General features: G+C 68.7%; 17 protein-coding genes and 1 pseudogene. 8 read left to right on the top strand and 10 right to left on the bottom strand.

Annotation, left to right across the window (positions count from 1 at the left end):
• Positions 1-7: 7 nt before the first annotated feature.
• Positions 8-6,307 carry a type I polyketide synthase gene (locus IG65_RS0117015; RefSeq protein WP_030515904.1) on the bottom strand — a complete coding sequence of 2,100 codons (6,300 nt, stop codon included), beginning with the start codon at positions 6,305-6,307 and terminating at the stop codon, positions 8-10.
• A 390-nt stretch (positions 6,308-6,697) separates the two neighbouring features.
• On the opposite strand from IG65_RS0117015, the gene IG65_RS34790 reads away from it, so the two are divergent.
• The gene (locus IG65_RS34790) at positions 6,698-7,252 is read left to right on the top strand and encodes a nuclear transport factor 2 family protein (RefSeq protein WP_051756283.1); all 555 of its coding nucleotides are present in this window, start codon (positions 6,698-6,700) and stop codon (positions 7,250-7,252) included.
• Here IG65_RS34790 and IG65_RS0117005 read toward each other — a convergent pair.
• The 3 genes from IG65_RS0117005 to abc-f all read right to left on the bottom strand — a co-directional run bounded on the left by IG65_RS0117005 (position 7,238) and on the right by abc-f (position 11,741).
• Positions 7,238-7,936, bottom strand: coding sequence for a TetR/AcrR family transcriptional regulator (locus IG65_RS0117005; RefSeq protein ID WP_063018788.1), 699 nt, complete (start codon positions 7,934-7,936; stop codon positions 7,238-7,240). The two genes, IG65_RS34790 and IG65_RS0117005, sit on opposite strands and share 15 nt — an antisense overlap.
• Positions 7,933-9,573 carry an MFS transporter gene (locus tag IG65_RS0117000; protein ID WP_063833641.1) on the bottom strand — a complete coding sequence of 547 codons (1,641 nt, stop codon included), beginning with the start codon at positions 9,571-9,573 and terminating at the stop codon, positions 7,933-7,935. Before IG65_RS0117000 ends, IG65_RS0117005 begins: the two co-directional genes overlap by 4 nt.
• Positions 9,574-10,085: 512 nt before the next feature.
• Positions 10,086-11,741 carry a ribosomal protection-like ABC-F family protein gene (gene abc-f, locus IG65_RS0116995; RefSeq protein WP_030515900.1) on the bottom strand — a complete coding sequence of 552 codons (1,656 nt, stop codon included), beginning with the start codon at positions 11,739-11,741 and terminating at the stop codon, positions 10,086-10,088.
• A 450-nt stretch (positions 11,742-12,191) separates the two neighbouring features.
• Here abc-f and IG65_RS0116990 point away from each other — a divergent pair, with 450 nt between their 5' ends.
• Together IG65_RS0116990 and IG65_RS0116985 are read left to right on the top strand one after the other, a co-directional pair.
• Positions 12,192-14,903: an AAA family ATPase gene (locus IG65_RS0116990; protein WP_030515899.1), complete on the top strand. Its 2,712-nt coding sequence runs from the start codon at positions 12,192-12,194 to the stop codon at positions 14,901-14,903.
• A gap of 128 nt (positions 14,904-15,031) precedes the next feature.
• On the top strand, positions 15,032-16,063 hold the full coding sequence (locus IG65_RS0116985) for an alpha/beta fold hydrolase (RefSeq protein WP_030515898.1): 1,032 nt from the start codon (positions 15,032-15,034) through the stop codon (positions 16,061-16,063).
• A gap of 112 nt (positions 16,064-16,175) precedes the next feature.
• On the opposite strand, the gene IG65_RS0116980 is transcribed toward IG65_RS0116985, so the two are convergent.
• A complete protein-coding gene (locus IG65_RS0116980) occupies positions 16,176-16,817 on the bottom strand; it encodes a helix-turn-helix domain-containing protein (RefSeq protein WP_030515897.1) in 642 nt (213 codons plus the stop codon).
• Positions 16,818-16,949: 132 nt separating this feature from the next.
• Here IG65_RS0116980 and IG65_RS0116975 point away from each other — a divergent pair, with 132 nt between their 5' ends.
• Positions 16,950-17,759, top strand: coding sequence for a class I SAM-dependent methyltransferase (locus tag IG65_RS0116975; protein ID WP_030515896.1), 810 nt, complete (start codon positions 16,950-16,952; stop codon positions 17,757-17,759).
• A 4-nt stretch (positions 17,760-17,763) separates the two neighbouring features.
• Here the strand turns inward: IG65_RS0116975 and IG65_RS0116970 are convergent, their stop codons facing one another.
• The 4 genes from IG65_RS0116970 to IG65_RS0116950 form a co-directional block, all read right to left on the bottom strand.
• Positions 17,764-18,966, bottom strand: coding sequence for an RNA polymerase sigma factor (locus IG65_RS0116970; protein ID WP_030515895.1), 1,203 nt, complete (start codon positions 18,964-18,966; stop codon positions 17,764-17,766).
• A gap of 4 nt (positions 18,967-18,970) precedes the next feature.
• A complete protein-coding gene (locus tag IG65_RS0116965; RefSeq protein WP_030515894.1) occupies positions 18,971-19,315 on the bottom strand; it encodes a YciI family protein in 345 nt (114 codons plus the stop codon).
• A 10-nt stretch (positions 19,316-19,325) separates the two neighbouring features.
• Complete coding sequence (locus IG65_RS0116960; protein ID WP_030515893.1) at positions 19,326-19,907, bottom strand: dihydrofolate reductase family protein; 582 nt, start codon at positions 19,905-19,907, stop codon at positions 19,326-19,328.
• A 134-nt stretch (positions 19,908-20,041) separates the two neighbouring features.
• A complete protein-coding gene (locus tag IG65_RS0116950) occupies positions 20,042-21,409 on the bottom strand; it encodes a DUF2254 domain-containing protein (RefSeq protein ID WP_081879530.1) in 1,368 nt (455 codons plus the stop codon).
• Positions 21,410-21,604: 195 nt separating this feature from the next.
• Between IG65_RS0116950 and IG65_RS0116945 the strand changes: the two genes are divergently transcribed.
• The 4 genes from IG65_RS0116945 (at position 21,605) to IG65_RS36935 (ending at position 25,487) form a co-directional block, all read left to right on the top strand.
• A complete protein-coding gene (locus IG65_RS0116945; protein ID WP_030515891.1) occupies positions 21,605-22,849 on the top strand; it encodes an MFS transporter in 1,245 nt (414 codons plus the stop codon).
• Positions 22,850-22,857: 8 nt separating this feature from the next.
• Positions 22,858-23,229 (top strand): metalloregulator ArsR/SmtB family transcription factor, encoded by a 372-nt coding sequence (locus tag IG65_RS0116940; protein WP_030515890.1) that lies wholly within the window; start codon positions 22,858-22,860, stop codon positions 23,227-23,229.
• Between the two features lie 179 nt (positions 23,230-23,408).
• The gene (locus IG65_RS0116935; RefSeq protein ID WP_051756277.1) at positions 23,409-24,779 is read left to right on the top strand and encodes a hypothetical protein; all 1,371 of its coding nucleotides are present in this window, start codon (positions 23,409-23,411) and stop codon (positions 24,777-24,779) included.
• 285 nt (positions 24,780-25,064) lie between these two features.
• Positions 25,065-25,487: a hypothetical protein gene (locus tag IG65_RS36935; protein ID WP_063016037.1), complete on the top strand. Its 423-nt coding sequence runs from the start codon at positions 25,065-25,067 to the stop codon at positions 25,485-25,487.
• 423 nt (positions 25,488-25,910) lie between these two features.
• Here the strand turns inward: IG65_RS36935 and IG65_RS39125 are convergent.
• A pseudogene (locus IG65_RS39125) lies at positions 25,911-26,261 on the bottom strand (class I SAM-dependent methyltransferase); the annotation flags it as partial.
• Positions 26,262-26,276: the final 15 nt, after the last annotated feature.

Genomic DNA, 26,276 nt, shown 5'->3' with positions numbered 1-26,276 from the left:
GGGCTCCTCACGCTGCCGTACGGTCGGACGTTGCTTCTTCCTGGGCGATCTGGGCGGCGATCTTCACCCCGAGACCGGCCAGCGACAGGCCGGCGCCGATGGACAGCACCGACATCTTCACGCCGAGGCTTTTCACCACACGCGCGCCGAATTCCATGGCCATCAGCGAATCGAGGCCGAGTTCGCTGGTGGGTGTCGCCAGATCCACGGTGTCGGCATCGACGCCGAGCACGATCGCCAGTTGCTCGGCCAGCAGACAGGCGACCACCTCGCTGCGCTGTTCGGAGTCCAGTGCCAGAATTTCCGCGCGCAGCGCGCCCACGCCGCCCGCGCCGTCCCCGGCGGCCGCGACCAGTTCGGCGAAACGTGGTGCGCGTGCCGAGGATCGGTGCGCCAGCGCCCATTGGCTCCAATCGATGTCGAGGATTGCGCACTGGGTGACCGGCAGCCGCAGGGTTTCCCACAGCAGCGCGGTCGCGAAATCCATGTCCAGGGACCCGTAACCGGTCATCTCCGCATAGCGCGACACCGCCCGCGAATCGGCCATCCCCCCGTCGCCGCGCATGAACCCCCAATCCACCGAGATCGCCGCCAGCCCCTGCACGCGCCGCGTCCAGGCCAGGGTGTCCAGGACGGAATTCGCTGCGGCATAACCCAATTGGGGCGAGAGCCCGGCGATGCCGCTGGCCGAGGCGTAGAGGACGAACAGGTCCAGGTCCAGTCCGGCGGCACGGGTGGCCCGGTCGAGATTGAGCGCACCGAGCACTTTCGGCCGGAAGATCTCGTGCAGCGATTCCGGAGTGACCTCGGGTATCTCGGTGTTGTTGACCACGCCCGCGGCGTGGACGAGTCCGCGTAGCGGTGCTCCGTCGGCGGCGATCCGGTCCAGCAGAGCCGCCACGGCGCCGTAGTCGGCGACATCGACCCGTTCGGCGCGCACCCGTACTCCGTCGGCGGCGAAGCGGGCGAGTTGTGCGCGGGCGGCCGCGGTGCGAGCGCCGCCGCGACCCACCAAAACCAGATTGCGGGCGCCGCGACGCACCAGCTGCCGGGCCGTCGCCAGTCCGAAGGCGCCGAACCCGCCGGTGACGAGATAGCTCGCCGCCGGGTCGATGTCGACTTCGCGGGGCAGATGCCGGACCTGCGGGTGGTCCGCGCGCAGATCCAGTGCCACCCGGCCGATCTGCGCCGAGCGAGCGACCGTCTCGAAGGCCGCGGTCAGCTCGCCCAGGCCGAAGACAGTATTCGGCAGCGGCGTGTACTCGCCCGCATGGAGGGCCTGCACCACGCGCCGCGCGGCCCGCCGGACCTGCTCCGGGCGCCGGGCGAGGATGCGGTCGATATCGACGGCGAAGAACGACAGGTTGCGGTCGAAGGGCCGCAGATCGATGGTTCCCGATCCGTAGATGTCGGCCTTGCCGATATCGACGATGCGGCCGAATTCTCCCGCGACCCGGAAGTTCTGCTGCAGGATCTCACCCGGCGCCGAACTGTAGACCACATCGGCGCCCGCGCCGCCGGTCAGTCGCAGCACCTCGTCGACGAACCCGATCGACCGCGAGGACAGTACCTCGTGGGCGCCCGCCGCCCGTACCCGTTCGCGGCGCTCGGCGGTGCCCGCGGTCGCGATGACCCGGGCGCCGAGCCGCAGCGCGACCTGGACCGCCGCCATACCCATACCGCCGGCCGCGCCGTGCACGAGTACGGTCTCACCCGGTTGCACGCGCGCCAGCTCCCGCAACCCGATCTCCGCGGTGAACAGCGGCATGACCGAGGTGCAATGAAGCGGATCGAAGGTGCCGGGCTCGAAGATGTCCATCACGGTGGTGGCGCCGGTATCGGTGCGCAGGGTGACGAACTTGCGCACGATTCCGGGTGCGACGACGAAGATCTCGTCGCCCGGCGCGATCCCGGTCACCGCGCTGCCGACCCGTTCGACGACGCCGTATCCGTCCATCCCGATCTCGGTGCCGAAGAAGGTGCCCTCGAGTTCACGCTCGGTGAGCACACCGAGCACCTTCAGCGCGTCCTTGTAGTTCAGGCCCACCGCCTGCATCCGGATCTCGACCTCGTCCGGGCCGGGGGCGACTCGGTCCGCGGTGGCCAGGGCCAGATCGGGAAGCAACCGCGACCGCGGGATGTCGAGTCGATACGACTGCTGCGGATCCACCAGCGGCACAGGGGTTTCCCACTCCCGGATATGCGCCGGGAGAGTGTGCCGCCAGCGAATCGTCCAGCACGCACCGGCCCGCAACGCCACCTCGTCGATGCTGGTGTCGGCGTAGATTCGTTCGATGATGTCGGCGGCGGGCGTGCCGGGTTCGGTATCGACGAGCCGCCAGTGCCCGGCCGGTAGTTCGTTGAGCAGTTCGCGGCGGGCGCCGGTGAGCGCCGCATGGTCGAGGCGGGCGAAATCGTCGATCGGCAGACACAATGCGTTCTCGGTGACGATCACCCCCCGGACCTCGACCGCACCCGAATCCGTCTCGGCGAGAAGCTGTTTCACCGCGCGGGCGACCTCTGCCGTGCCGTGTACGCCGGCGGCGGGGTCGAGATCCTCACCGGCGGCGACCACCACGCGCAGGCTGCTCGAGTCCAGCGCGGCGGTCCGCAACAGATCGGCGAGGGCGGCGGCGTCGTACGACCCGGAGTGCTCGCCGACCGTCACCGGCTCGACCGTTCGCGACGTGGCGATCTCCTTGGCGCGCTGGCAGATCTGCGCCCCGAGATTGATCACCACGAACGCCTCGTCCGGAGCCGGGGCGGCCGCGGGGTCGCCGCTGTCGGTGACGATCTCCCAGACCGGTTCGTAGAACAGATCGTCGAGCCGTTCGGTGAGTGAGCGTGTGGCGGTGAGGTTACGGAACCGCACCCCCAGCAGGCTCATCGCGACCGTGCCGTCGGGGGCGGCGATCCGGATGTCGGCACGCAGCGCGTCGGCCGGATCGCGCGTCACGACCACCACCGGATCCTCCGGCAGGGGGCCGTGTCGACGGACTCCCGATATCGACGCGGGAACGACGACATCTTCGTCCGAATCGGGCTGCGGGCCGGACTTGTTCGCGTACAGCGCCGCGAAGCACTGCAGCGCGGCATCGACGATGGCCGGGTGCGCAAGATGGCGGTGGGCGGGATCGCGATCGCTGCCGTCGACGCGGGCGACCACGGTGTCGGCGCCGACGACGATGTGGCGTAACCGGCGGAAGGCGGGACCGTAGCGGAGTCCGTGTGCGGCCATTCGCTCGTAGACCGTGTCGCTCGCGATCTCGACCGCATCGGCCGCGGGATCCGTCTCCACCGAACAGGAGTCGACATCGGCCTCGACGAGCCGGCCGTAGGCGTTGACCGTCCAGTCCGAGCCGGTGGCCGGGCGGGATCGGATCGTGAAACGCCGGGTGCTCTCCTCCACCCCGATCCGCACGACCGGTACATCGTGGTCGTCGATCACCAGCGGGCTGACGAATTCGACCCCTTCCAGGCCGAAGGTGTCGCGGCCGGTGCGCGCGGCGACCGCACTGAGCGCGGCGTCGAGGTAGGCGGCGCCGGGCAGCACGACCGCCTGCGCGACCACATGGTCGTGCAGCCACGGCAGATTCGATACCGACAGCTGCACCTCCCATTCCGGTGCGGTGGCCGCGGTCCGGTCGCCGAGCAGGGCGAACCCGCCGGGCGTGCCGAGCCGGTCGAGTTCGGTCTCCGGCTGCTGCGACCAGATGCGCCGGCGCTGCCACGGATAGCGTGGCAGGTCCAGATGCGGTGTGGCCGTGTCGATTCCGGCGGGAAGCCGGTCACCGTCGAGCGTTCCCGCGCGGTAGAGGTCGGCGAGGGCGTTGTGCAGATTCGCGTGGTCGTCACTACCGCGGGCCAGCGTCGGCACGGCGGCCCCGGTCACGCCGTGATCCAGCAGAATTTCGCGAATGCTGCCGCTGAGGACGGGATGCGCACCGATCTCCAGGAACACCCGGTGCCCGTCGGCGAGCATCGTGGCGACGGTGTCGGCGAACCGCACCGTGTCGCGCACATTGTGGCACCAGTAGTCGGCATCCCAATCGTCACCGGTCGCACGCTGTGCGGTGACCGTGGAGTAGGCCGGAATTGTGGCCGCCGTGGGGGACAGGGCTGCGAGTTCGGTGCGCAGCTCGTCGAGAACGGGATCCATGCGGCGACTGTGATACGGCACTTCCACCCGCAACATCCGTGCGAACGTGCCGTCGGCGGTGAGGCGGTCGGCGAGGTCGCGCAGTACCGTCACATCGCCTGCCAGTGTGACCGCCGAGGGGCTGTTCGCCGCCGCGATATCGATATCGGAGGCGTCTGCCGTCAGTTCCCGCGCCTCGGCCTCCGCGAGACCGACTGCCAGCATGCCGCCGGTGTGCGCGGTGGTGGCCTGCAACCGGGAACGGTGATAGCTCACCGCGACCGCCTGCGCCGCTGTCAGCGAACCGGATACGTAGGCAGCGGTCACCTCGCCGACGCTGTGGCCGACCACCGCGGCGGGACGGATCCCCAGCGCGGCCAGCTCGGCCGTGAGCGCTGCCTGCACGACGAAGTTCGCCGGCTGGGCGATCTCGGTGCGGGTGATCCGCGAATCGTCTTCGTCACAGAGCAATTCCGCGAGAACCGACCAGCCGGCCAGTGCCCGGAACTCTCGATCGATCTCGCGAGCGGCGGCGGCGCCGGGACCGTCGGCTTCGAGCAGAGCCCGGCCCATCGCCCACCACTGCGGCCCCATTCCGCTGAACACGAACACCGGATCCGTGCTCCCCTCGGAGATCGCTCGTGCGGGTGTCCGGCCGCCACCGGCCGCGAATTCGGTCAGCTGCGCTCGGAGATCGTCGCCGTCGGTGTAGACGAAGGCCGTGCGCAGCGGGTGGTGTGCGCGCCGCACCCATGCCGCGGCGGTCAGGTGGTGTGGCGGCACCGCATCCGATGCCACGCACAGCTCGGCCGCCAGCACGCGCAGCGCGGACTCGTTTCGCGCCGACAACGGCAGGACGGGCAGAGACGATGCGGTGCGGGCTGGTTCGGCCGTCTCGGGTGCCGGCCCGATCAGCACATGCGCGTTGGTTCCGCCGTAGCCGAAGCTGTTGACGGCGACCACCGGCTGCCGCAGCGGTTCGGCGCGCAACGGAACCCGCAGGCCCAGGCCGTCGAAATCGATCTCCGGATTGGGCTTGTCCAGCCGTGCCTGCGGGGCGATCGTGCGGTGATGCACGGTGAGCGCGGCCTTGATAACGCCGGCGACGCCCGCCGCGGCCTCGGTGTGCCCGATATTGTTCTTCACCGACCCGACCGGCAGTGCCTCCGTGCGTTCCGGCACGGCGCCGTACACCGCGCCCAGCGCGGTCATCTCGATCGGATCGCCCACCGGAGTTCCGGTGCCGTGCGCCTCGACGAAGCCGATGTCGTGCGCGGCGATCCCCGCCTGCTGCCGCACCCGCTCGGCGAGTTGCTGCTGCGCAACCGGATTCGGGACAGGCACGGCCAGGGTGCGGCCGTCCTGATTCACCCCGCTGCCGCGCACCACGGCGTAGATGCGGTCGCCGTCACGGACTGCCGCGTCGAGCGGTTTGACGACGATCGCACCGGCACCTTCACCGCGGCCGTACCCGTCGGCATCGGCGTCGAAGGATTTGCAGCGCCCGTCCACGGCCAGGAACCGGCCCTTGCACATGGAGACGAACGTCTCCGGCTGCAGCATCGCGTTGGTGCCCCCGACGATCGCCGCCGAACATTCTCCGGTCTCCAGCGCTCGCACGGCCTGGTGCAGGGCCACCAGGGACGACGAACATGCGGTGTCGATGGTCATGGTCGGCCCGTGCAGATCGAGCAGGAACGCGATCCGGGCCGAGAGCAGCGTGTGCGAGGAACTGGTCGGGGTGTGCGAGTTGATCGAGGCGCGAACGACGTTGCGGCTCACCGCGTTGTCCATCATGAAGCCGCCGACGAATACGCCGATATCGCGCCCGCCGACCCGCCCGGCCATCCCGCCGTCGTCGAGTGCCTCCCAGGCCACCTCGAGCAACAGCCGCTGCTGCGGGTCCAGGATGGCGGCCTCGCGCTGGGAGATGCCGAAGAAGTCGGCGTCGAAATCCCACAGCGATTGCGTCAGGAAGCCGCCGTGACGGGTGTACATGCGCCCGGGGGCGTCGGGATCCGGGTCGTAGAACTTGTCGAGACTCCACCGATCCGCCGGGACCTCGACGATGCCGTCGCCACGGCGGAGCACGAAATTCCAGAACGAGTCCGGACCGTCGATACCGCCGGGAAAACGACAGCCGATCCCGACGATTGCTGCATCGGACATTGCGCGGTCCTCTGATTGTCTGCATCGAGTCGTGCACATGTGCACGGAAGCGGTCGAACCATTCATATATGAACAACAGGGAGCATAGATACGAACCGCTCGCGGCGGTTGGAGAATTGTCGAAAGTCGTTGTGAGAGTTGACTCGAGGGCATGGTGCGCTGAATTTCGAAATGACATCCGGCCTGCTGACAGTGTTATTTTCGGGCTGACGATGTTATTTCCCGGAGCTCGACAGTGATTATGTCCGAGCCATGACGATGTTATTTGCGGCCATCTGCGCCATATGATCGAACAATGACATCGTTATCGGCCGGCGTGCGCGCCGGGCCCGGTGAAATAACAATGTCACCGCGATTCATGACATTGTTATTCGGGTACATTCAGCCGTCATGAAATCCGGTGAATTCGCGCTCGATACGGGAGCCGACCCGATTACCGACCCCGCCTGGCTGCGCGGGTTCGTCGACCACTACATCGCCGGGTGGAACGCCGGTGACGCCGCCGCCGTCGCCGCCTGCGTCAGCAAGGACACCCGCTGGCTCGACCCGTCCGAAGAACACGTCATGATCGGCCGGTCCGCGGTCGCGGCATTCGTCGACGACACCGTGCGCTCGTTTCCGGATGTGGCCTATCACCTCGTGTTCGAGCCCGCCGTCACCGCCGACGGGCTGGCCGCGATCGTGCCGTGGCGGATGACCGGCACCAATACGGGGCCGATCGATCCGCCCGGATTCGCCGGTACCGGCAAGAAATTCGACCTGTTCGTGGTCGACATCTGGCAGTTTCGCGAGGGGCTGATCTGGCGTAGCAAGGCCACCTGGGACCTGAACGAACTGTTGCTGCAACTCGAACTGATACCCAAGCGCAACGGTTTCGCCGAACGCGCGATGGCTCGCATGCAGCGCGCCGGCGTGCGGCTGCGCCGCCGGTCAGGACGTGGGTGAGAGCACGCGCTCCACCGCGCGGTGCACCGAGCGCTGCACCCACTCGGGATCGGCGCCCATGCCGATCATGATGTTCACGATCGAGGGCAGCAGCACCTCGCCGACGCCCTCGTCTCCGTAGAGCCCGGCCATGTCCAGCTGGATGAAACCGTAGAGACCCGTCCAGAATTGGGCCGCCGCCGCCCGTGCGTTCTCCGCGCGAACCAGGCCGGCGTCGAGGGCGCGCTGGGTCGCCCGCACCACGTGGTCGAAACTCTCGGCGAAGTTGTCGAAGTCCGAATCACCGGTACCGGACAGGATGTTGCCGCGATGCAGCTTCACCTCCGCCCTGGGTGATTCGGTGGCGAACATCAGGCGGAACAGTTCGGGTTTGCGCAGCGCTTCATCGCGAAAGACGAAGCCCAGCACCAGAATGTCGGTGATCGGGTCGTCGGTGCACCCACACTCGGCCAGCCGGGCCGAGAGCTGGGCGAATCCGGCCGAGCCCACCGCGCGCAGCAGTCCGGGCATTCCGCTGAAATTGGAGTAGATCGCCATGGTCGACACTTCGCAGATCCGCGACACTCGTCGCACGGTCAGGGAGGTCAGGCCCTCCGCTGAGATGAGTTGAATAGTCGCGTGGATCAAGCGATCTCGTAACGACTGTGCCACCGCGGCACCGGATTCACAGGCAGTCGCGCTCATGCCGCCGCCACCGTTCGCAGTTCCGCGGCGGTGATGTCCTCCAGCGAGCGGCGCCGCGTCTCCACGATGTAGACCACCGCCGCGATCGTCGCCAGCGCGATCGGCACCGCACTGATCAAGGCCATGACGCTGATCGAGGGCGCGGCCACCGCCAGCACCACCAGTGCGATCACACCGACGCCGCCGGCCTTCGTCATGGCCGCCGCGACACCGCTGCCGCGCGAGCGGATCCGGGTCGGGTAGATCTCCGCGCCGTAGGCGATGATCACCGCCACGATCGAGCTGGAACCCCAGATGGGCACTACCAGAAGGATATTGAGCAGCAGCCGGTGGTCGGCCACATGGTCGCCGAGCATCACGAAACCGGCCAGGGTCACCGCCAGCAGCGCGCCCAGCGTGATGAGGGTCCATTTGGTGGACCGGTGATAGCAGTAGGCGACGACGAAGTTCAGCGGGAATCCGATCAGTGCGGAATCGCGCAGGATGCGGTCGGCGGTCACATCGCTGAAGCCGAGCGCGCGCAGATTCGTCGGCAACCACAATTGGAATCCGTAGGTGACCAACCCGACGCCGAGTCCGATCAGTGACAACACCACGGTCACACCGAGATACGGCCGCCGCAGCAGTTGCCCGAACCCGTCGCGCACACCGTCCTCGGCAGCCAGTTCGCTGTGCTCCACCGGGACGATCTCGGCGTTGTAGGTGCGCAGCACGTCTTCGGCCTCGCGGTGGCGGCCTACGGCCAGCAGGTAGCGCGGCGATTCCGGAATCCAGCGCACCAGCAGCACGAGCAGGAATCCTGTCGGCAACCCGAGCAGCCACAGGCTGCGCCAGCTGTAGGTGTGCCCGATGGTCGACGAAAGCCAACTGGTGACGATATAGGCCCCCGCGATATCACCGCCGATCAGCACCAGCAACCAGCCGCGATGCCGGGCCGGAATGGTCTCCGACAGAAGCGTGAACGCGATCGGCAACATCCCACCGGCGCCCAGGCCCATGACGAAACACATCGCCACGTTCCATTCGAAACTGGGCATCGCGCCGCAGATCGAGGTGCCCACGAAGAAGATTCCGGCCAGCAGGATCGCGGCCTTGCGTCCCATCCGGTCGCCGAGCCAGCCCCACAGGAATGATCCGAGTACGGTGCCCGCGATGCCCGACAGTGGCAGCAACGCCACCGGCAGCGCGTCGATATGCGGGTTGGCCGGTGTTCTCAAGTGGTACTCGGCGCCGACGCCGGGCACCACGAACGACAGTGTGGTCGGCTTCATCACATCGATGGTGATCGCGGCCGCCATCACCAGCATGAGCACCACGTGCACGCGATTGATGGGGGCGTCGTCGAGTGCGCGCACCCGCAGCGCGACCACTCGCTCGTGCACCGACCGGATCGGGAAGAGTCCATAGGTGGTCAGCGCCAGTCCGGCCACGATCAGCGCCATACCGCAGATCATCGCGTTGTCCATGGGCATTCCCGCCATGCGGTAGCCCATGTCCCGCGCCATCCGGAACATCGGCAGGTGGAGCAGCACCCCGCCGGTGGTGGCCGTCAGGCCGAGCCAGAACGCCCAGGTGCGCCGGCCGGCGCCGAGTGTGTCGGGTAAATGGGGAGATTCGACGGATTCCCTGCCCTGCATCACCGGATCCTCGTCTACTACATCAGCCGCCACCCCTCGGCCGTCGAACAGCTACCGGGCGGTAGCCTACACACGAAACGTGCAGATCGATGGCCTGTTTCGGAAGATCTAATGTGAAAAGCCTTCTCCGGAAATACTTTTCGCGTGAGGTATCGGCGAGCGGGCGCGGGCCTACCGCCGATGTCCCCGAGTGGGGCGCGTCAGCAGCAGTTTTGCGGAAATCCGGCGCCGGGCGGATGGCGCCGGCGCGCAGGGGAGTGTGGATTGTGTGCGACTCGGGCTAATCGGTGGTTACCGATCGCTGCGGTAGGTACGACAACACGCCGATTCTAGTGGCGGGCAGAAGGTCGTACCTGCCAATGGTGGGAACGGTCGGTGACGGGGCGTGAGCGCGCACGCGAGCCGCCCCGACGCGCGATCCGCGTGATACCGAAACCGGTCGTCCCCCCGGTGGCGGCGGACGAAACGCTCGATTCGACCGCCGCCACGCTCCCTTTCGGAGCCGTCGGGTGTTATCGGGGAGACGGGGGTTCGGCGGATACGGCGGCGTTGTCGTCGGCCAGGCGGCCGTCCGCGAGTCGCACGCGCCGGCTCACCCGCACCTCGGCGAGGAAGTGTTCGTCGTGACTGACGACCACGATCGCGCCCCGATAGGACTCCAGGGCGCCGACCAGCTGTCCGACACTCACCAGATCGAGGTTGTTGGTGGGTTCGTCGAGCAGCAGCAGTTGCGGCGCGGGTTCGGCGAACAGCACGCAGGCCAGTGTGGCCCGCAGTCGCTCCCCGCCGGAGAGGACGCCGACCGGCAGATGGGCGCGCGAGCCGCGGAACAGGAAGCGCGCCAACAGATTCATCCGCTGCGCGGCGGGCAGCTGCGGGGCGGCGGCGGCCAGATTCTCCGCCACGGTCCGGTCGGCATCGAGCAGGTCCAGCCGCTGGGACAGGTAGGCGATCCGGCCGTCGGCGCGGGTGACGGTACCGCTGTCGGGGGTGAGATCGCCGTGCACGATGCGCAGCAGCGTGGACTTGCCCGCGCCGTTGGGTCCGGTCAAGGCGATGCGCTCGGGTCCGCGGACGGTGAGATCGGCGCCCTCGCCGGTGAACAACTCGCGCTCGCCGAAGCGGAACCGGATGTGCTCGGCGGCGAACAGCGTGCGGCCGGCCGGGACCTCGGTGTCGGGCAGGTTCAGCACGATGCGTTGTTCTTCGCGCAGCGCCCGCCCGGCCTCGTCGAGGCGGTTCTTCGCGGCGTCGAGACGGGCGCCGTGGGTTTCGTTCGCGCGACCCGCCGATTGCTGGGCATTGCGTTTCATGGTGCCGGCGAAGATCTTCGGCAGTCCGGCGTTGCCGAGATTGCGCTGCGCGTTGCTCGCCCGGCGCGCGGCGCGTTCGCGAGCCTGCTGCAATTCCCGCTTCTCGCGCTTGACCTCCTGTTCGGCGGTGCGGATGTTCTTCTCCGCCACCGCCTGCTCGGCCTGCACCGCCTGCTCGTAGTCGGTGAAACTGCCACCGTAGTAACGGATTTCGCCGTCGTAGAGTTCGGCGATGCGATCGGTGCGGTCGAGCAGGGCCCGGTCGTGGCTGACCAGCAGCAGGCAGCCGTTCCACTCGGTGAGCACGTCGTAGAGCTGGTGGCGCGCCTCGAGATCGAGGTTGTTGGTGGGTTCGTCGAGCAGCAGCACATCCGGTCGCCGCAGGAGCTGTGCGGCCAGTCCGAGCGAGACGATCTGCCCGCCGCTGAGGGTGTGCAGCCGCCGGTCGAGCGGCAACGCGCCCAGCCCGAGCCGGTCCAGTTGAGCGCGCGTGCGTTCCTCGATGTCCCAGTCGGTGCCGATGGTGGTGAAGTGCCGCTCGTCGGTGTCGCCGGATTCGACGGCCGCCAGCGCGGCCAGCACCGGTGCGATGCCGAGTACTTCGGCGACCGTCAGCTCTCCGGTCAGCGGCAGATTCTGCGGCAGATATCCGAGGACGCCGTCGACGGTGATGCTGCCCGCCGAGGGGGTCAGTTCGCCGGCGATCAGGCGCAGCAGGGTGGTCTTCCCGGCGCCGTTGGGGGCGACCAGGCCGGTCCGTCCGCCCGGCACGCTGAAGGACAGATCCCGGAACACCGGGGTGTCGTCGGGCCAGGTGAACGACAGGTTCGAACAGACGATGAAGGCATCGGACATGGTGAGACCTCGAAAGTCGTTGCGGCACGGTGCGATCGCGCCGCAGGGTGATCGGGTGAACGACGACATGGCCACGTCGGCGGCGCCGCGTGCGCCTACCGGTGGCCGTGACTTCCGGGTCTATCCGGAGATGTCGAGTTCACCAACCATGTCTGGTCTCCTTGATCTACCGACTCCGCCCGACGATAACAGCCGGGACCGCATCGCACGGAAAAGGCCAGGTCGGGTTGCCGCTCGTGCGTTGGCAGGCCGATGCGGCGAGGTGGTGTTCATCGCCGCCGTCGCGGCGGCATTCCGAGCCTGTTCCCGGCCGGGATCGCGCCCCGGAGTCCGCTGGTTCGCCTGTGGAACCGATAGTGTCGACGGCATGCCGAGTTCGCTCGGTGTGTTGCTATCGCCCCGCGGTGACCGGCGCCGGCCGGTGCCGGGACCGGACAGGAGTGCTCACGGATGTCGCTGGTCGGACGGGAATCGGAACTCAAATATCTGGACGAGTCGATCACCGGCATCGCCGAGCGCGGCGGCGTCGTCGTCATCGCGGGTGAAGCGGGGATCGGCAAAACCGCGCTGCTGCACGAGGTCGCGGTGATGGCCAGGCTGGCGGGCGTCCGGGTCGTAACCGTGACCGCGACCGAGGCCGAACAGCAGCTGCCCTACGCCGGATTGCATCAGATCGTGTTCCCGCTGCGTTCCGGCATCGATGCGCTGCCGCCCACCCACGCCGCGGCACTGAACGCCGCGCTCGGATTCGTCGACGCGGTCGCACCAAGCGAATATCTGATCGGTGCGGCGCTGCTGACCCTGCTCAGCGATCGGGCGGCCGAACAGCCGCTGCTGCTGGTGGTGGAGGACCTGCACTGGCTCGATGCCGCCACCGCCGGCGTGCTCGGCTTCCTCGCCCGCCGACTGGAATCCGAGCCGATTGTGCTGGTCGCCGCCACCCGGGACGCGCAGGCGGCGCTGTCGCAGGCCGGGCACCCGACGCTGGCACTCTCGCGATTGGGCGAGGAGGAGGCGCGGCAGCTGCTCGACACCGCCGCGCCCGGCCTCGACGATCACCGGCGAGAACGGGTCCTGGCGGCCGCGGCCGGAAATCCGTTGGCGCTGAAGGAATTACCCTCGGCCACCGACCGGCCCGAGGTGGCGTTGCCGCTCACCGAGCGGCTGGAACGTGCGTTCGGTCTGCGGGCCGATCAGCTGCCCGAGACTACCCGCACCGTCCTGCTGCTCGCCGCGCTCGACGAACTGTCGGTAGCGGAAACGCTCGCGGCCGCCGCACTGCTGCTCGGCGGCCCGGTCGACGACGCGGACCTGACCCCCGCCGTCACCGCGGGGTTGATCGAGATCGATTCCGGCGCAGTGCGATTCCGTCATCCGCTGATGCGGTCGGCGATCCCCGCCGGGGCGCAACCGCCCGCCCGCCGCGCCGCCCATCGTGCACTGGCCTCGACCCTGCGCGAGCAGCCGGACCGTGCCGCCCGCCATCACGCGGCCGCCGTCACCGGACCGGACGATGCCACAGCGGCCGAACTCGAGGCCGCGGCCGAGCGGGCGTTGCGCCGGGGCGGGGTGGCGGCGGCGATCGCGACCTTGGAACACTCCGCGCGCCTGACCGAGACGCCGGCAGCGCGGGTGGGACGACTGTTGCGCGCCGCCGAGCTGGCGGTGGAATCCGGCGAGCGCGACACCGTGGATCGGCTGCTGCGGGAAGCCGGTCGCCAGGATCTCGACTCGCGTCAGCGCGCCTTGGCGACCTGGCTGGTCAGCGGATTCGACGACGGCGTCGGTGAGGATCCGGCCCGCACCACCGAACTCGCGAAACTAGCCGAAACCGTTGCGGTGGACGGAGATCGGGACCTCGCGATGCGCATCCTGTGGGGCACCGCCATGCGCTGTTTCTGGTCCGAGCCGGGTCCGGACGCGCGCCGCGCCCTGCTGACCGTCGCCGACGTTATGGGTCTGCCCGCCGGCGATCCGCGGATCGTGGCGATCACCGCCTATGTGGCCCCGTTCGAGCGCGGCGCGACGGTCTCGGAGCAACTGCGCGCACTGGCCGGGCGCACCGGCGCCGATCCGGAGGTGGACCGCTATCTCGGCAGCGCGGCGTTGCAGATCGGCGCCTTCGCGCTGGCCGGCCGCTTCTCCGCCACGGCGATCACCGGCCTGCGGGAACAGGGCAGGCTCGGCCTGCTGACCAGGGCGCTGGCGGTGCGGGCCTGGAGTTGTGCGCGCACCGGTGATCTGGTGGGCGGTGCGGCGGCCGCGGCCGAGGCCGGGCGCCTCGGACCGGAAACCGGCCAGCACTTCATGTACGGTCTCGCCGTCGCCGTCGGAGCCGAAATCGCCGCGCTACGAGGCGATTTCGATGAAGCGGTCGAGCGAGCGGAGGAGGCCGAACGGATCGGCGCGGCCGCCGGCGCGCGACCGGTACTGGCCACCGTGCAACGGGCCCGCGCTCTCGTCGCGCTCGGACAGGGCCGCTACGACGACGCGCTCGCCGACCTGCGCCGAATTCTCGACCCCGCCGACCCGGCCTATCAGCTCGCCCTGCGCGCCTACGTCGTGGGCGATCTGGTCGAGGCCGCGGTGCGCGCCGGGCGCGTCGAGGAGGCGGAGGAGATCGTGCGCGAATTCGAGGAGCCGGCCCGGCGTAGTCCGTCACCGGCCCTGCATGTCGGCCTGCGCTACGCCCGCGCCCTGCTCGCGTCGGCCGAGTCCGCGGAAGACCTGTTCACCGCTGCTCTCGACGCCGATCCGGACGGGTGGCCGCTCGAACGCGCCCGCGTCCAGCTCGCCTTCGGGGAGTGGTTGCGACGGCAGCGGCGCATCGTCGAGTCGCGAGCACATCTGCGGGCGGCCCGCGACACCTTCGACGCGCTGGGCGCGCGGCCCTGGGGCGATCGCGCGCGGCGCGAACTGCGGGGCGCGGGGGAGACCAGCCCGCGCCGCGACCCCGACGCACGCGACAGCCTGACCCCGCACGAACTGGGTATCGCGCAGCTGGCCGCCGAAGGGCTCACCAACCGGGAGATCGGGCAGCGGCTGTATCTGTCGCATCGCACCGTCAGCACCCACCTACACCGCATCTTCCCGAAACTCGGTGTCACCTCCCGTGCCGAACTGGCCGGCGCACTGCGCACCGCGACGGATCCGGTGACGTAGCCCGCGCGCGATGACGTACGCACATACCGTCATCCGACGGGCGCGACAGCACACCAGTGCCGCCTACCGTTTCTCGTATCGCAGCTGTGGCAGCGGGCGCGGCGGACGAGAACACGGGAGATGAGCAGATGTTCACCAAGAAGCGGTTCGCGCAGATCATCGCGGCGGCAGCGGTAGCGGCGTCGCTGGCGGCGTGCTCGTCGGGTACGGATGCGCAGGCTCCCGCCGCCCCGGCGAGCGCCGCGGGCGTCGGCGCCGGTGAACACACCACGCTCGGGCCGATCAAGCACATCACCGCCGGTGTCCTCGACACCGCCTACGTCGAATACGGTCCGGAGAACGGCCCGGCGGTCGTGCTGATCCACGGGTGGCCCTACGACCCGGCGAGCTACATCGATGTCGGCCCGCGGCTGGCCGCCCAGGGCTACCGGGTGATCGTGCCGTATCTGCGCGGCTACGGTCCGACGCGATTCCTGTCTCCGGATACCGCGCGCAACGGTGAGCAGGCGGCGGTCGCGCACGACATCGTCGCGCTCATGGACGCGCTGCACATCGACAAGGCGATCCTCGGCGGATACGACTGGGGGGCAAGGACGGCCGATGTGATCGCCGCGCTGTGGCCGCAGCGGGTGAAGGCACTGGTTGCCGTGAGCGGATACCTGATCACCGATGTCGCGGCCAATCAGCAGCCGCTCGCACCGGCCGCGGAGGCCGGCTGGTGGTACCAGTACTACTTCGCCACCGACCGCGGTGTGCTCGGCTACCGCCGCAACGTCCACGACTTCGACAAGTACATCTGGAAGACCGCCTCGCCGAAGTGGAACTTCGACGACGCCACCTACGACCGCAGCGCCGGCTCGTTCGACAATCCCGACCATGTCGACGTCGTGATCTCCAACTACCGCTGGCGTCTGGGCCTGGTCCCCGGCGAACCGCAGTACGCCGCGGAGGAGACCGCGCTGGCGCAGGGCCCGGCGATCACCGTCCCGACGCTCACCATCGGCAGCGATTTCGACAGCGCCAATGCCGACGGCAAAAGCTACCGCGCGAAGTTCACCGGCAAGTACGAACACCGCACGCTGCCCGGGGTCGGCCACGATGTCCCGCAGGAAGCGCCCGCGGCCTTCGCGCAGGCCGTGATCGACGCCGACCATCTCTGAAACCCGCTGGGAGACAACGCAACACCCGCGCCACGATGAAGCGGCGCGGGTGTTGCGCTGTCTCCGGGCAGTTGTGCCGATGTCCGCGCCCGCGGTCTCGCCTGTGCGAAGGTTATGAGCCTTGCGCGACGGGCCGCAGGCGGGTGAGTGCGTCGTGGTCGCCGCGTGCGGTGAGGCCGAGCTGCTGTGCCACATTCAGATCGATCACGCCGGTGAGCAAGCCGAGGACCGCATTGGCGGGTCCGTCGAGGATCAGATCGGCGGCGTCGGTGCTGCCGACGCGGGTCTCGACGCGACCTGCGCCGATGTCGACGACCGCACGCACCTCGTCGACGACGAGTTGAATCACCACCGGTGCGGCCGTGGGATCGGCGTCGGCGGTGAACCATCCGGCTGCGTAGGCCAGCCACTGCGGGAGGAACGCGTCGTCCGGGTCGACCGTATCCATGTACCGCAGTCCCCAGCGTCCCAATGCTCGCAGTGCGGGTTCCAGTTCCCGGCCCGCATCGGTGAGCCGATAGAGAGCCGATGCGACGGGCGGCGGCGCGTCGGCGCGGTCGATCAATCCGGCGTCCTCCAGTTCGCGGAGGCGGGTGGACAGCAGATTCGCGGCGATGCCGGGCAGCCCGTTCTTGAGATCTGTGAATCGGCACGGTCCCTGGATCAGCAGCTCGCGCACGATCAGCAGGGTCCAGCGATCGCCCACCACATCCAGCGCGCGGGCGATCGAACAGTACTGGCCGTAGCTTCGCATATGTCCACTATATCGGCCTGAAGTAGAGATTCTGAATTTGTTAGTTGAAAAACTCTACTTTCTCGTCCTAGCATGAAATGGCAAGGTCGGTCGCCGAGTGGCCGGGAATTCCCTCTGTATCGGAGCAAGCACATGACTCGCAGCCAGATCCCCGCCCAGTACGCCACCGGCGCGGCCCGGGCCGATATCGAACGGGCGTTGCTGGCCGCCGGAAAGGATCTCGGCCGCCTGCGGCTCGACGATCTGGCGATGCTCGAGGACTTCCACACCAGTGGGCGCATCGCCACCGGCGAACTGGCCGACCTGGTCGACATCTCCTCCGCCACCGAGGTTCTCGACGCCGGCACCGGCATCGGCGGCACCGCCCGATATCTGGCGGACCGATTCGGCTGCCGGGTCACCGGAGTCGATCTGGTCGAGGAGTATTGCGAGATCGCTCGCTGGCTCGACCGGCTCGTCGGGTTGGACGACCGCATCACCGTGCGGTGCGCCGATGTCACCGCACTGCCGTTTCCGGAAGGCGCCTTCCAGGTCGTATTCAGTCAGCACGTCCAGATGAATATCGCCGACAAGAACGGCCTCTACCGCGAAATGCGCCGAGTTCTGGCGCGTGGGGGACGGCTCGCGCTCTGGGATATCACCACCTCCGGCGCCGGTGAACCCGACTATCCGCTCCCGTGGGCCGACAGCCCCGGCTTCGGTCACCTCACCACGCCCGCCACCCTGCGGACGACGATCGAGGCGGCCGGATTCGCCGTCCAGCGGTGGGACGACCGCACCGACGAGGCCGTGGCCGTGATGCGGATGGTGCGACAGCTACCGCCGAGCCCGCTCGGCCTGCACGCCTTCGTGCCCGACTTCGCCACGCGCGCAGCACATCTCACCGATGCGCTGGCCGACGGGCGGCTGCGCGCGATTCGCGCGGTGGCGCGGGCGCGCTGACCGGTCAGCGGGATGTGAGCGCGGCACTTCGGGTGGCCAGGTAGTCGCGTTCGCGTTGATTTCCGGTGAGGCGGGCCGCGGTATCGAAATCGCGTCTCGCCTCGTCCGTCCGGCCCAGGCGGGCAAGCAGATCCGCGCGGACGGCATGGAACAGGTAGTGCTCGGTCAGGTCCAGGCTGTCGACGAGACTCAGCGCCGCGGCCGCTCCGTCGACCTCGGCCACCGCCACCGCTCGATGAAGTGCCACAACGGGATTCGGGTCCAGGCGCGCCAACCGGTCGTAGAGCGCGAGGATCTGCGTCCAGTCGGTGACCGGATCGGTGTGCGCGGCATTGATCGCGGCGAGCAGCTGATACCGGCCGGGGCGGTTGCGGCGCAGGCAGGTGCGGACGATGGCCCGGCCCTCCGCGACCAGTGCGGCATCCCAGCGGCCGCGGTCCTGGTCGGCGAGCCGGACGAAGGCGCCGGTCGCATCGGTGCGGGCGTCGCGGCGAGCGTGGGTGAGCAGCATGAGGGCGAGCAGGCCCGCCGCCTCCGGCTCGTCGGGCATCGACTCGACCAGTGCGCGCGTGAGCCGTACGGCCTCCTCGCACAGGTCCGCGCGCAGCAGTTCCGTGCCCGACGAGGCGACATATCCCTCGTTGAAGATGAGAAACAGGGTGGCGAGCACCGAATCGAGTCGCTCGGGCAGCTCGGCCTCGCCGGGCACCCGGTAGGGGATACGGGCGTCGCGAATCTTGGCCTTGGCGCGGGCCAGTCGCTGCGCCATCGTCGCCTCCCGGACCAGGAACGCGCGGGCGATTTCGGGCGTGGTCAGCCCGCCCAGCAGCCGCAGCGTCAGCGCGACCTGCGCGGGCCGGTTCAGTGCCGGATGGCAGCAGGTGAAGATCAGCCGGAGGCGCTCGTCGGGCACGGAGGTCTCCTCGGCGTCGTCGGTCGGGGTGTGTACGATCGCGGCCTCGGCGTACTTGCGGGCCCTGGCGGATTCGCGGCGCAGCGTATCGATGGCTCGGCGCCGGGCGGTGGTGATGATCCACCCGGCCGGACTCGGCGGCGGCCCGTCCTGCGGCCAGCGGCGCAGCGCGGTGGCGAAGGCGTCGGCGACCGCGTCCTCGGCCAGGTCGATATCGCCGAGCGTGCGAATCAGCACGGCGACGGCCCGGCCGTACTCGGCTCGGAAGACGGCGGCGATCCGATCCGGTGTCATCGCGTCAGAACGGCGGAACATCCCGGAACGGGCGGATTTCGATCGGCAACGTGGTGGCCGCCGCGGCCTTGCGTCCCCAGGCCAGCGCCGCGTCCAGATCGGCCGCGGTGATCACCCAGATGCCACCGATATGTTCCTTGCCCTCCAGATAGGGCCCGTCGGTGATCAGCCCGTCGGCTCGCACCACGGTCGCGCTGTCCGCCGCGTGCAGGCCGCCGGTGAACACCCACGACCCGCTCTCACGCAATTCTTCGTTGAGGCGGTGCAATTCGGCGACGATCCGGTCCATGGTCTCGGCATCGGGCGCCCCACTGTCGGGTTGGTAGATAGAGAGCAGATATTCGGGCACGGCCCTCTCCTCAGCGCCGGGCGTAGCGGGCGATGATCACGCCCGCGGTGGTCGCGACGCTACCGAGGAGGCGAAATTCGGTCAACGGCGCCGCGCCCTCGAACAACCTGGTCCCCGCGCCGAGCGTGAGCGGGTGAATCACCAGCGTGTACCGATCGATCAGCCCGGCGGCGTGCAGGCTGCGCACCAGAGCCGCACTGCCGATGATCGACAGATCCTTTCCCGGACGTGCCTTCAGTTCGCGCACGGTCCGAGTCGCGTCGCCGCGCAACAGAATCGAGTTCTGCCACGCGTCGACGTCGTCGAGCCCGGTCGATGCGACGTACTTCGTCGCCGCGTTCATATGTTTGCTGTAGGGGTTGTCGTCCGCCCGTCCCCATACGGTCGTGAAGTCCTCCCAGGTGCGCCGCCCGAACAGCATGTCGCCGGGCCGGGCCATATCCCCGCCCATCTCCCGGGCGAGCACCTCGTCCTGAAATCGCTGCCCCCAGCCGCCGAACGGAAAACCGCCCCGGGTGTCCTCGTCCGCGCGTCCCAGCCCCTGTACGACACCGTCGAGCGTGACATTCATGGTCACCGTGATCGCTCGCATCGCCCTGCTCCTCTCGATTCCGGGAACGCGCACGATCGCGCCCCTCACCTCCTATACGAACGGCCGCCGCCGGAATCGACATCGCGCGAAGAATTGTCGAATCGGTGGCGGCGATCCGACCTGAGCGCCGCGGGCTACGGCTTCGGATTCGGTGTGAGCGTGGTCTTTCGCGATCGCGTGTCGAGCGTTGAGCGCTCCGCCGCGATCTGGCCGCGCAGGGCGTGGCAGCGGCGCAGGACGTCGGCGCGGTCGGGTTCTTCCGGGATGAGCGGGACGGCGTGCTCGATCATCGTCGCTTGTTCGAGGATCACCCGGAGCCGGTCGGGGTCGGTGACGCGGTCGGCGATCTGTGCCAGCGCGTCGAGCTGGCGGATCATCACGGCCGGCTGCCCGGCACCCGCCTGGCGGATCTTCTCGAACGCGCGCTGCACCAGCCGCTCGTAGCTGACCTGGGCGGCGAGCACCCGGATATGACCGTCCTTGTCGCGGCGCACCGGATTCGGCTCCCAGGTGACCGCGATCCGCGACAGGCAGTCGCCGAGCCAATCGATACACGTCAGCACCGTGAAGGTGTCGTTGGTCGCGGAGGCGAGCGCACGCAGTGCGACCTCGACGATCTGATCGACGCCGAAGGAGACGTCCTGCACCAGACTGCGCATCGAACCGGTGACGTGGCCTCGGGAGAATTTCTTCTCGATCCCCTTCGCGGCCTGTGCCGGCCACACCCGCGCGATCACCTGCCCCTCGGTCACGAAATGTCCTGGGCGATAAGGTAAATGGATGACCGCATCCGCTTCGGCGGCCAGCCGGACCAGCCGCTCGTAGCGGATGTACTGGAGATATCCGCTACTGGAGGTGCGCACCGCGCCACCGGAGCGGGCCAGCAGATCGCGGAGTTCCCGCGCCGACGGACCGTGTTTCGCCCCGCTCGCGGTGGTGTCGGCATTGGCGTCGACCGCCGTGCGCACTTCGCGCGCGATGTCGGCGACCACATTCGGCAGTTGGATCTGCCCGCCGATGTGATTGATGAAGTAGATGAGCACCGCCAGATCCACCACCAGCGAGCCGATCGACACCGTCGCGCTGATGTGCGGGACGAAATTCTCGCCGACCGACACCAGTGCCGCGATGGCGTAGACGAAGGTCGCGACGAAGGTGCCGAGCGTCACCTGGGTGCCGCGGTCGCGGATGAAGTTGCGCAGCATGCGCGGCCCGAACTGGGTGGAGGCCAGCGTCAGCGCCAGGATCGTGATCGAGAAGACGACACCGACCACGGTGATGATCGCGGCCGCGATGGCGGTGAGAACCTGGCGTGCCGCATCGGGCGTGCCGCCCAGCACCCAGGTGGGCAGGCTCGTGCCGTTGTGGTAGGCCGCGCGGTCGAGCGTGAAGGTCAGTGCGAACAGCGCCACCGCGGCCAGGACTTCCAGCGTCGGGACGAACCACAGATTGGTGCGCAGCCGTTCCCGCCACCGATCCGCCTCGAGCGAGATCCCATGCACGCTGGACCTCCTTGCGCTCTCGCCGACGGCGTATCTCCGGCCTGTCGACCCGAACCTACCTCCACTCCTCGGCAGAGATCGAATCGTGGCGCGGCGCGATCGCAACGCGTTGAAGAGACAATAAGTTCGCAATTGCGCACCTATTGTCTTAAACTGGCCGTGTTCGATGCGTCCTGCGGATTCTGGAGGCCCGACGTGCTGGAGGTGTTGCGGCACGACCGTTTCCGGCGCTTGTTCACCGCACAGGTGGTGGCCCTCGTCGGAACCGGTCTGCTCACGGTCGCGCTGGGTTTGGCGGCCTACGATCTGGCCGGATCCGATGCCGGTGCGGTGCTGGGCACGGCACTCGCGATCAAGATGGTCGCCTATGTCGGCGTGGCGCCGGTGGTCTCGGCGCTGACCGATCGGGTGCCGCGGCGCATGTTGCTGGTCTCGGCCGATGTGGTTCGGCTGGTCATCGCCTTGCTGTTGCCGCTGGTCACGCACGTCTGGCAGATCTATGTCCTGATCTTCGTGCTGCAGGCGGCCTCGGCGACCTTCACCCCGGCATTCCAGGCGGTCATCCCGTCGATTCTGCCGGACGAGGAGGACTACACCCGCGGGCTGTCGCTCTCGCGGCTGGCCTACGACCTGGAATCGCTGCTCAGTCCCGTACTGGCGGCGGCATTGCTGACCGTGGTCGGCTACCACCTGCTGTTCGTCGGCACCGCGGCAGGTTTCGCGACCTCCGCGATCATGGTCGTGCGCACCTCGCTCCCTCGATCGGTGCCCGCCGACCGCTCCGGCTCGCTGCCGGCCCGGATCACCTGGGGCGCACGGCTCATGGCGGCGAGTCCGGTGCTGCGCGGGTTGCTGGCGATGAATGTCGCTGTCGCCGCGGCGACTTCGCTGGTCGTGGTCAATACCGTGGTCTACGTCCGCGACCTGCTGCACGGGCCGGCACCTGCGGTGGCGGTGGCGCTGGGCTGCTTCGGCGGCGGTTCGATGATCGCCGCGCTGGCGATCCCGCGACTGCTCACCGGCATTCCTGATCGGCGCCTCATGCTGATCGGGTGCGCGATCCTGCCCGTCGGCCTCGCCGGCGCCGCGACGCTCGCGGCGGTCGAGCCCGGACCACGCGCGGGCTGGGTGCTGCTGGGGGTGGCCTGGTCGATCATGGGGGTGGGCACCTCGCTGATCAACACGCCCTCGGCGCGACTGCTGCGCGCCCAATCCGACGGCAGCACCCGCACGGCCGTGTTCACCGCGCAGTTCTCGCTCTCGCACGCCTGCTTCCTGGTGACCTATCCGATTGCCGGCTGGCTGGGCGCCGCTGCCGGACAGGCCGGCGCGGCGCTGACCCTGATGGTCCTGGCGGCCGTGGCCGCCGTGGTTGCCGCGCGAATGTGGCCGGTGCACGTATCGTCGGGTGCGCAGATGGCCACAGCAGGAAGTCGGTGAACCAGCCCATGACCGGTGAGGAAACCCCCGCAGTCGGCGCCCTGCCGCCGAGCCTGGTGCACATCGTCGAACCCGACCCGGCCCGCCTCGAAGCCGCCACCTCGGTGTTCCGGATGCTCGCCGACCCGACCCGGTTGCACATCCTCTGGGCTCTCGCCGACGGCGAGGCCGACGTCACCGCCCTCACCGAGGCCTGCGGCGGCTCTCGCACCGCGGTCAGCCAGCACCTGGCGAAACTCCGCTTCACCGGCATGGTCGAGACTCGCCGCGAAGGCCGCCGCATCATCTACCGCATCCGAGACGGCCACCTCGCCCGCCTCGTCCGGGAAGGACTCAACCTCGCCGACCACATCGTCACCGGCGAGCTGCCCCACGAATAAGGCGCGGTTCGCGGGCGGTGCTTCTCGCGAGCGACCCGTCTGATCCGTACCGGGCAGCACCGTCGGGTCACGGTGTGGGATCGATCCGGGATCGGCGGCGGACGCGTTGTCCCCCCGAGGGCAGCGGCGCCGAATCAGTTCTGGGCCGTGTCGATCGGCCCGGAAGGGTGTGAGTCATCATGTCCGCCGAAGATCGAGATGCTCGCCCGCCGGCGTCGAATGCGGAACTGTCCACCGATGATCGCGCCGAACTCGAGCGGTTGCGCGCGTATGTCGCAGCGCATCCACCGCGCACTTCTCATCGGCACGCCTGGCGCTGGACCGGCGTCGTGCTGCTGCTGGTCCTGACCGCGCTACTGATCATCGGATCGGTGACGACGCGGTTCGTGCGCAGCCAGATCTTCGATACCGACCGCTACGTCACGACCGTCGCACCGCTGGCCACCGATCCGGCGATCCAGAAGGAACTGGCCGACAAGATCACCGATGCGATCGTCGGTCGCGTCGACATCAAGGCGTACACGGCGGATGCGGTCAACGCGCTCACGCAGAACGTCGGGCAATTGTCGGATCGCCCCCGTGCCGTCGCGGCGTTGAACAGTCTGCCCGCGCTGGTGGCCGACCAGGCCGAGAACTACATCCACCAAGCCGCGACGGCCGTGGTGACCAGCGATCAGTTCCGCGAGGCGTGGGACACGGCCAACCGCCGCGCGCACGACGCACTGGTCCATGTGGTCAAGGGGGAGACCAGACCCGGAATCGAGGTCAGCGACAACGGCACCGTGAGCATTTCGCTGAAGCCGATCCTCGCGACCGTGCGCGAACGGCTCGACGCACGCGGAATCAGCTTCGCCGACAAGATTCCCGATGTCGACGCGCAATTCGTCATCTTCCATGCCACCGAGCTGCCCAAGTACCAGAAATGGCTGCGCACGCTCGACCGCGCGGCGAACATCCTGCCGTGGGTGGCGCTGGCCACCGCGGCGGGTGCGGTGTGGCTGGCTCCCCGCGGCCGGCGGCTGCGGACCCTCGCACTCGTCGGCGTCGCCGGTGCGGTCGCGATGGTGCTGCTGGCCGTCGGGGTGGTGATCGCTCGCAGCGTCTACCTCGATTCCGTTCCGCCCGACACGTTGTCGCCACCGGCCGCCTCCGCGCTGTTCGATACCGTGATCCACCCGATGCGGGTGTCGCTGCGCGCGGTCGCGGTCGTCAGCCTGGTCGTGGCCGCGGTGGGATATCTGGCGGGGTCGTCTCATTCGGCGCAGTCCGTGCGTTCCGGCTTCGGGCGGCTCATGGTCGCCGTCCGCGGTCGGCGTGGGCGCCCGCCCAACGTGGTCGAGTCGTTCGTCGCGCATTACCGCACACCGCTGCGCCTCGCCGTGCTGGCCGGCGCGGTGCTCGTGCTGGTGCTGTGGCCCTACGCGACCGGTTTGGTCGTGGTGGGGATCGTGCTGGTCGCGGGAGCGCTGCTGCTGATCGTCGAAATTCTCGCGCGGCCCGCGGCGGCGCCCGAAACCACCGCGGAGACCGAGCCCACGGCGACCGGGTGACGCGGAATACGGCGATTCGGTTACGTTTCGGGGTCGATCGCACGGTCCATCGGTTCGTGATTATCCGCGAGGTTTTCCGCGACGAATCGTTAGATGCCCGGTTGGCTCGCCGAATTCGTCCATCGAGCGATGTACCAGGTCGATGAGCGAACCGGGACCATCATCCGCCGCGGCGGCTGGTCAGGAGGCAGCGCAGGGCCGCATGTCACAACCCACCGGAACCGACGCATGTCGGTACGCGCCGGCGAATCCGCCGGCGAGGTTCACGAAAAGGGGTGAGCCGTCGTGACGGCTACGGAACACGGAACACGCAACGGGCGAAACGACACCCGCAATGCGGTGGCGGCCGGCACCTCGCTGGCCGCGGCGGCCCTACTGGCCGTCACCGGAATCGTGTCCATCCTGCAGGGCATTTCGGCCATCGTGAAGGACGACGTCTACGTTTCCGGACCGCAATACATCTACAAGTTCGACATCAGCGGATGGGGATGGATCCACCTGATCCTCGGCATCCTGATGGTGGCGGCCGCGGCCGGGTTGTTCACGCGTTCGACCTGGGGGCAGATGTTGGCGATCGCGCTACTGGGTTTGTCGATCATCGCCAATTTCCTGTGGCTGCCGCACTATCCGTGGTGGTCGATCCTGGTCATCGCCCTCGACATCGTGGTGATCTGGGCGATCGCCACCTGGGATCCGCGCAGAATCTGACATCTCGCGCCGGCCGGACCGCGTCTCGGGGACTCGGTCCGGCCGCCGCGCGCTCACCTGCAGCCACCGCATCGGCGCGTCGAATTCGCCCGTGCCGTACCGCCGGCGCAGCGCCTCGGCCGCGATCGCGGTCGCGGATTCGAGATCGAGCGAGGAGTGCCGTTCGATCTCGCCGCGCAGCGGGGTGCCCTGGCAGAGGGCGACCGCCGCGGTCTCGGCCGTCGTCCGGCTCGACCCGTCGATGTATTCACCGGTGATCCGCTCGAAGCCGGCGGCCGCGAGTTCGCCGCGAATCCGATCGATGTCGAAGTATCCGTGGGGCGTGCGGCGAAAGAACTCGAGCGGCTCGTCCGGTGCCGCCGCGCACAGCGCCTCGGTGACGACCAGGGTCACCACATTGGTCTCGAGCCGGTCCCAGACGTTGAAGACGAACATGCCGCCCGGACGCAACACTCGCAGGGTCTCGGTGTATCCGCCGACCTTGTCGGGCAGGAACATCGCGCCGAACTGGCATGCCACCAGGTCGAACGAGCATTCGGGGAACGGCAGGTCTCGGGCGTCGGCGACCTGCCACCGCACCCGATCCGATGCCGTGCGGTTCGCGGCGGTCGTCAACATGGGTTCGTTCAGGTCGGTCGCCACGACGTCGCGACCGTCGAGCCGGGCGAGCGCTCTGGTCAGCACCCCGGTCCCGGCCGCGGTTTCGAGGATGTCGACCGCGTCCGTCGCGGCCACCGCCTCCGCGAGCAACCGAGCGGGTTCGGCGAAGATCATCGGAACCAGCAGCGT

Origin of the sequence: Nocardia sp. NRRL WC-3656 (assembly GCF_000720265.1) — a bacterium.
GTDB lineage: Bacteria > Actinomycetota > Actinomycetes > Mycobacteriales > Mycobacteriaceae > Nocardia > Nocardia nova.
This window is presented reverse-complemented; position numbering and strand designations above follow the sequence as displayed.

Bases quoted from the DNA above. Each gene is read 5' to 3' on its own strand.
- IG65_RS0117015 (WP_030515904.1), bottom strand. From the start codon at position 6,307: ATGTCCGATGCAGCAATCGTCGGGATCGGCTGTCGTTTTCCCGGCGGT.
- IG65_RS34790 (WP_051756283.1), top strand. From the start codon at position 6,698: ATGAAATCCGGTGAATTCGCGCTCGATACGGGAGCCGACCCGATTACC.
- IG65_RS0117005 (WP_063018788.1), bottom strand. From the start codon at position 7,936: ATGAGCGCGACTGCCTGTGAATCCGGTGCCGCGGTGGCACAGTCGTTA.
- IG65_RS0117000 (WP_063833641.1), bottom strand. From the start codon at position 9,573: ATGCAGGGCAGGGAATCCGTCGAATCTCCCCATTTACCCGACACACTC.
- abc-f (WP_030515900.1), bottom strand. From the start codon at position 11,741: ATGTCCGATGCCTTCATCGTCTGTTCGAACCTGTCGTTCACCTGGCCC.
- IG65_RS0116990 (WP_030515899.1), top strand. From the start codon at position 12,192: ATGTCGCTGGTCGGACGGGAATCGGAACTCAAATATCTGGACGAGTCG.
- IG65_RS0116985 (WP_030515898.1), top strand. From the start codon at position 15,032: ATGTTCACCAAGAAGCGGTTCGCGCAGATCATCGCGGCGGCAGCGGTA.
- IG65_RS0116980 (WP_030515897.1), bottom strand. From the start codon at position 16,817: ATGCGAAGCTACGGCCAGTACTGTTCGATCGCCCGCGCGCTGGATGTG.
- IG65_RS0116975 (WP_030515896.1), top strand. From the start codon at position 16,950: ATGACTCGCAGCCAGATCCCCGCCCAGTACGCCACCGGCGCGGCCCGG.
- IG65_RS0116970 (WP_030515895.1), bottom strand. From the start codon at position 18,966: ATGACACCGGATCGGATCGCCGCCGTCTTCCGAGCCGAGTACGGCCGG.
- IG65_RS0116960 (WP_030515893.1), bottom strand. From the start codon at position 19,907: ATGCGAGCGATCACGGTGACCATGAATGTCACGCTCGACGGTGTCGTA.
- IG65_RS0116940 (WP_030515890.1), top strand. From the start codon at position 22,858: ATGACCGGTGAGGAAACCCCCGCAGTCGGCGCCCTGCCGCCGAGCCTG.
- IG65_RS0116935 (WP_051756277.1), top strand. From the start codon at position 23,409: ATGTCCGCCGAAGATCGAGATGCTCGCCCGCCGGCGTCGAATGCGGAA.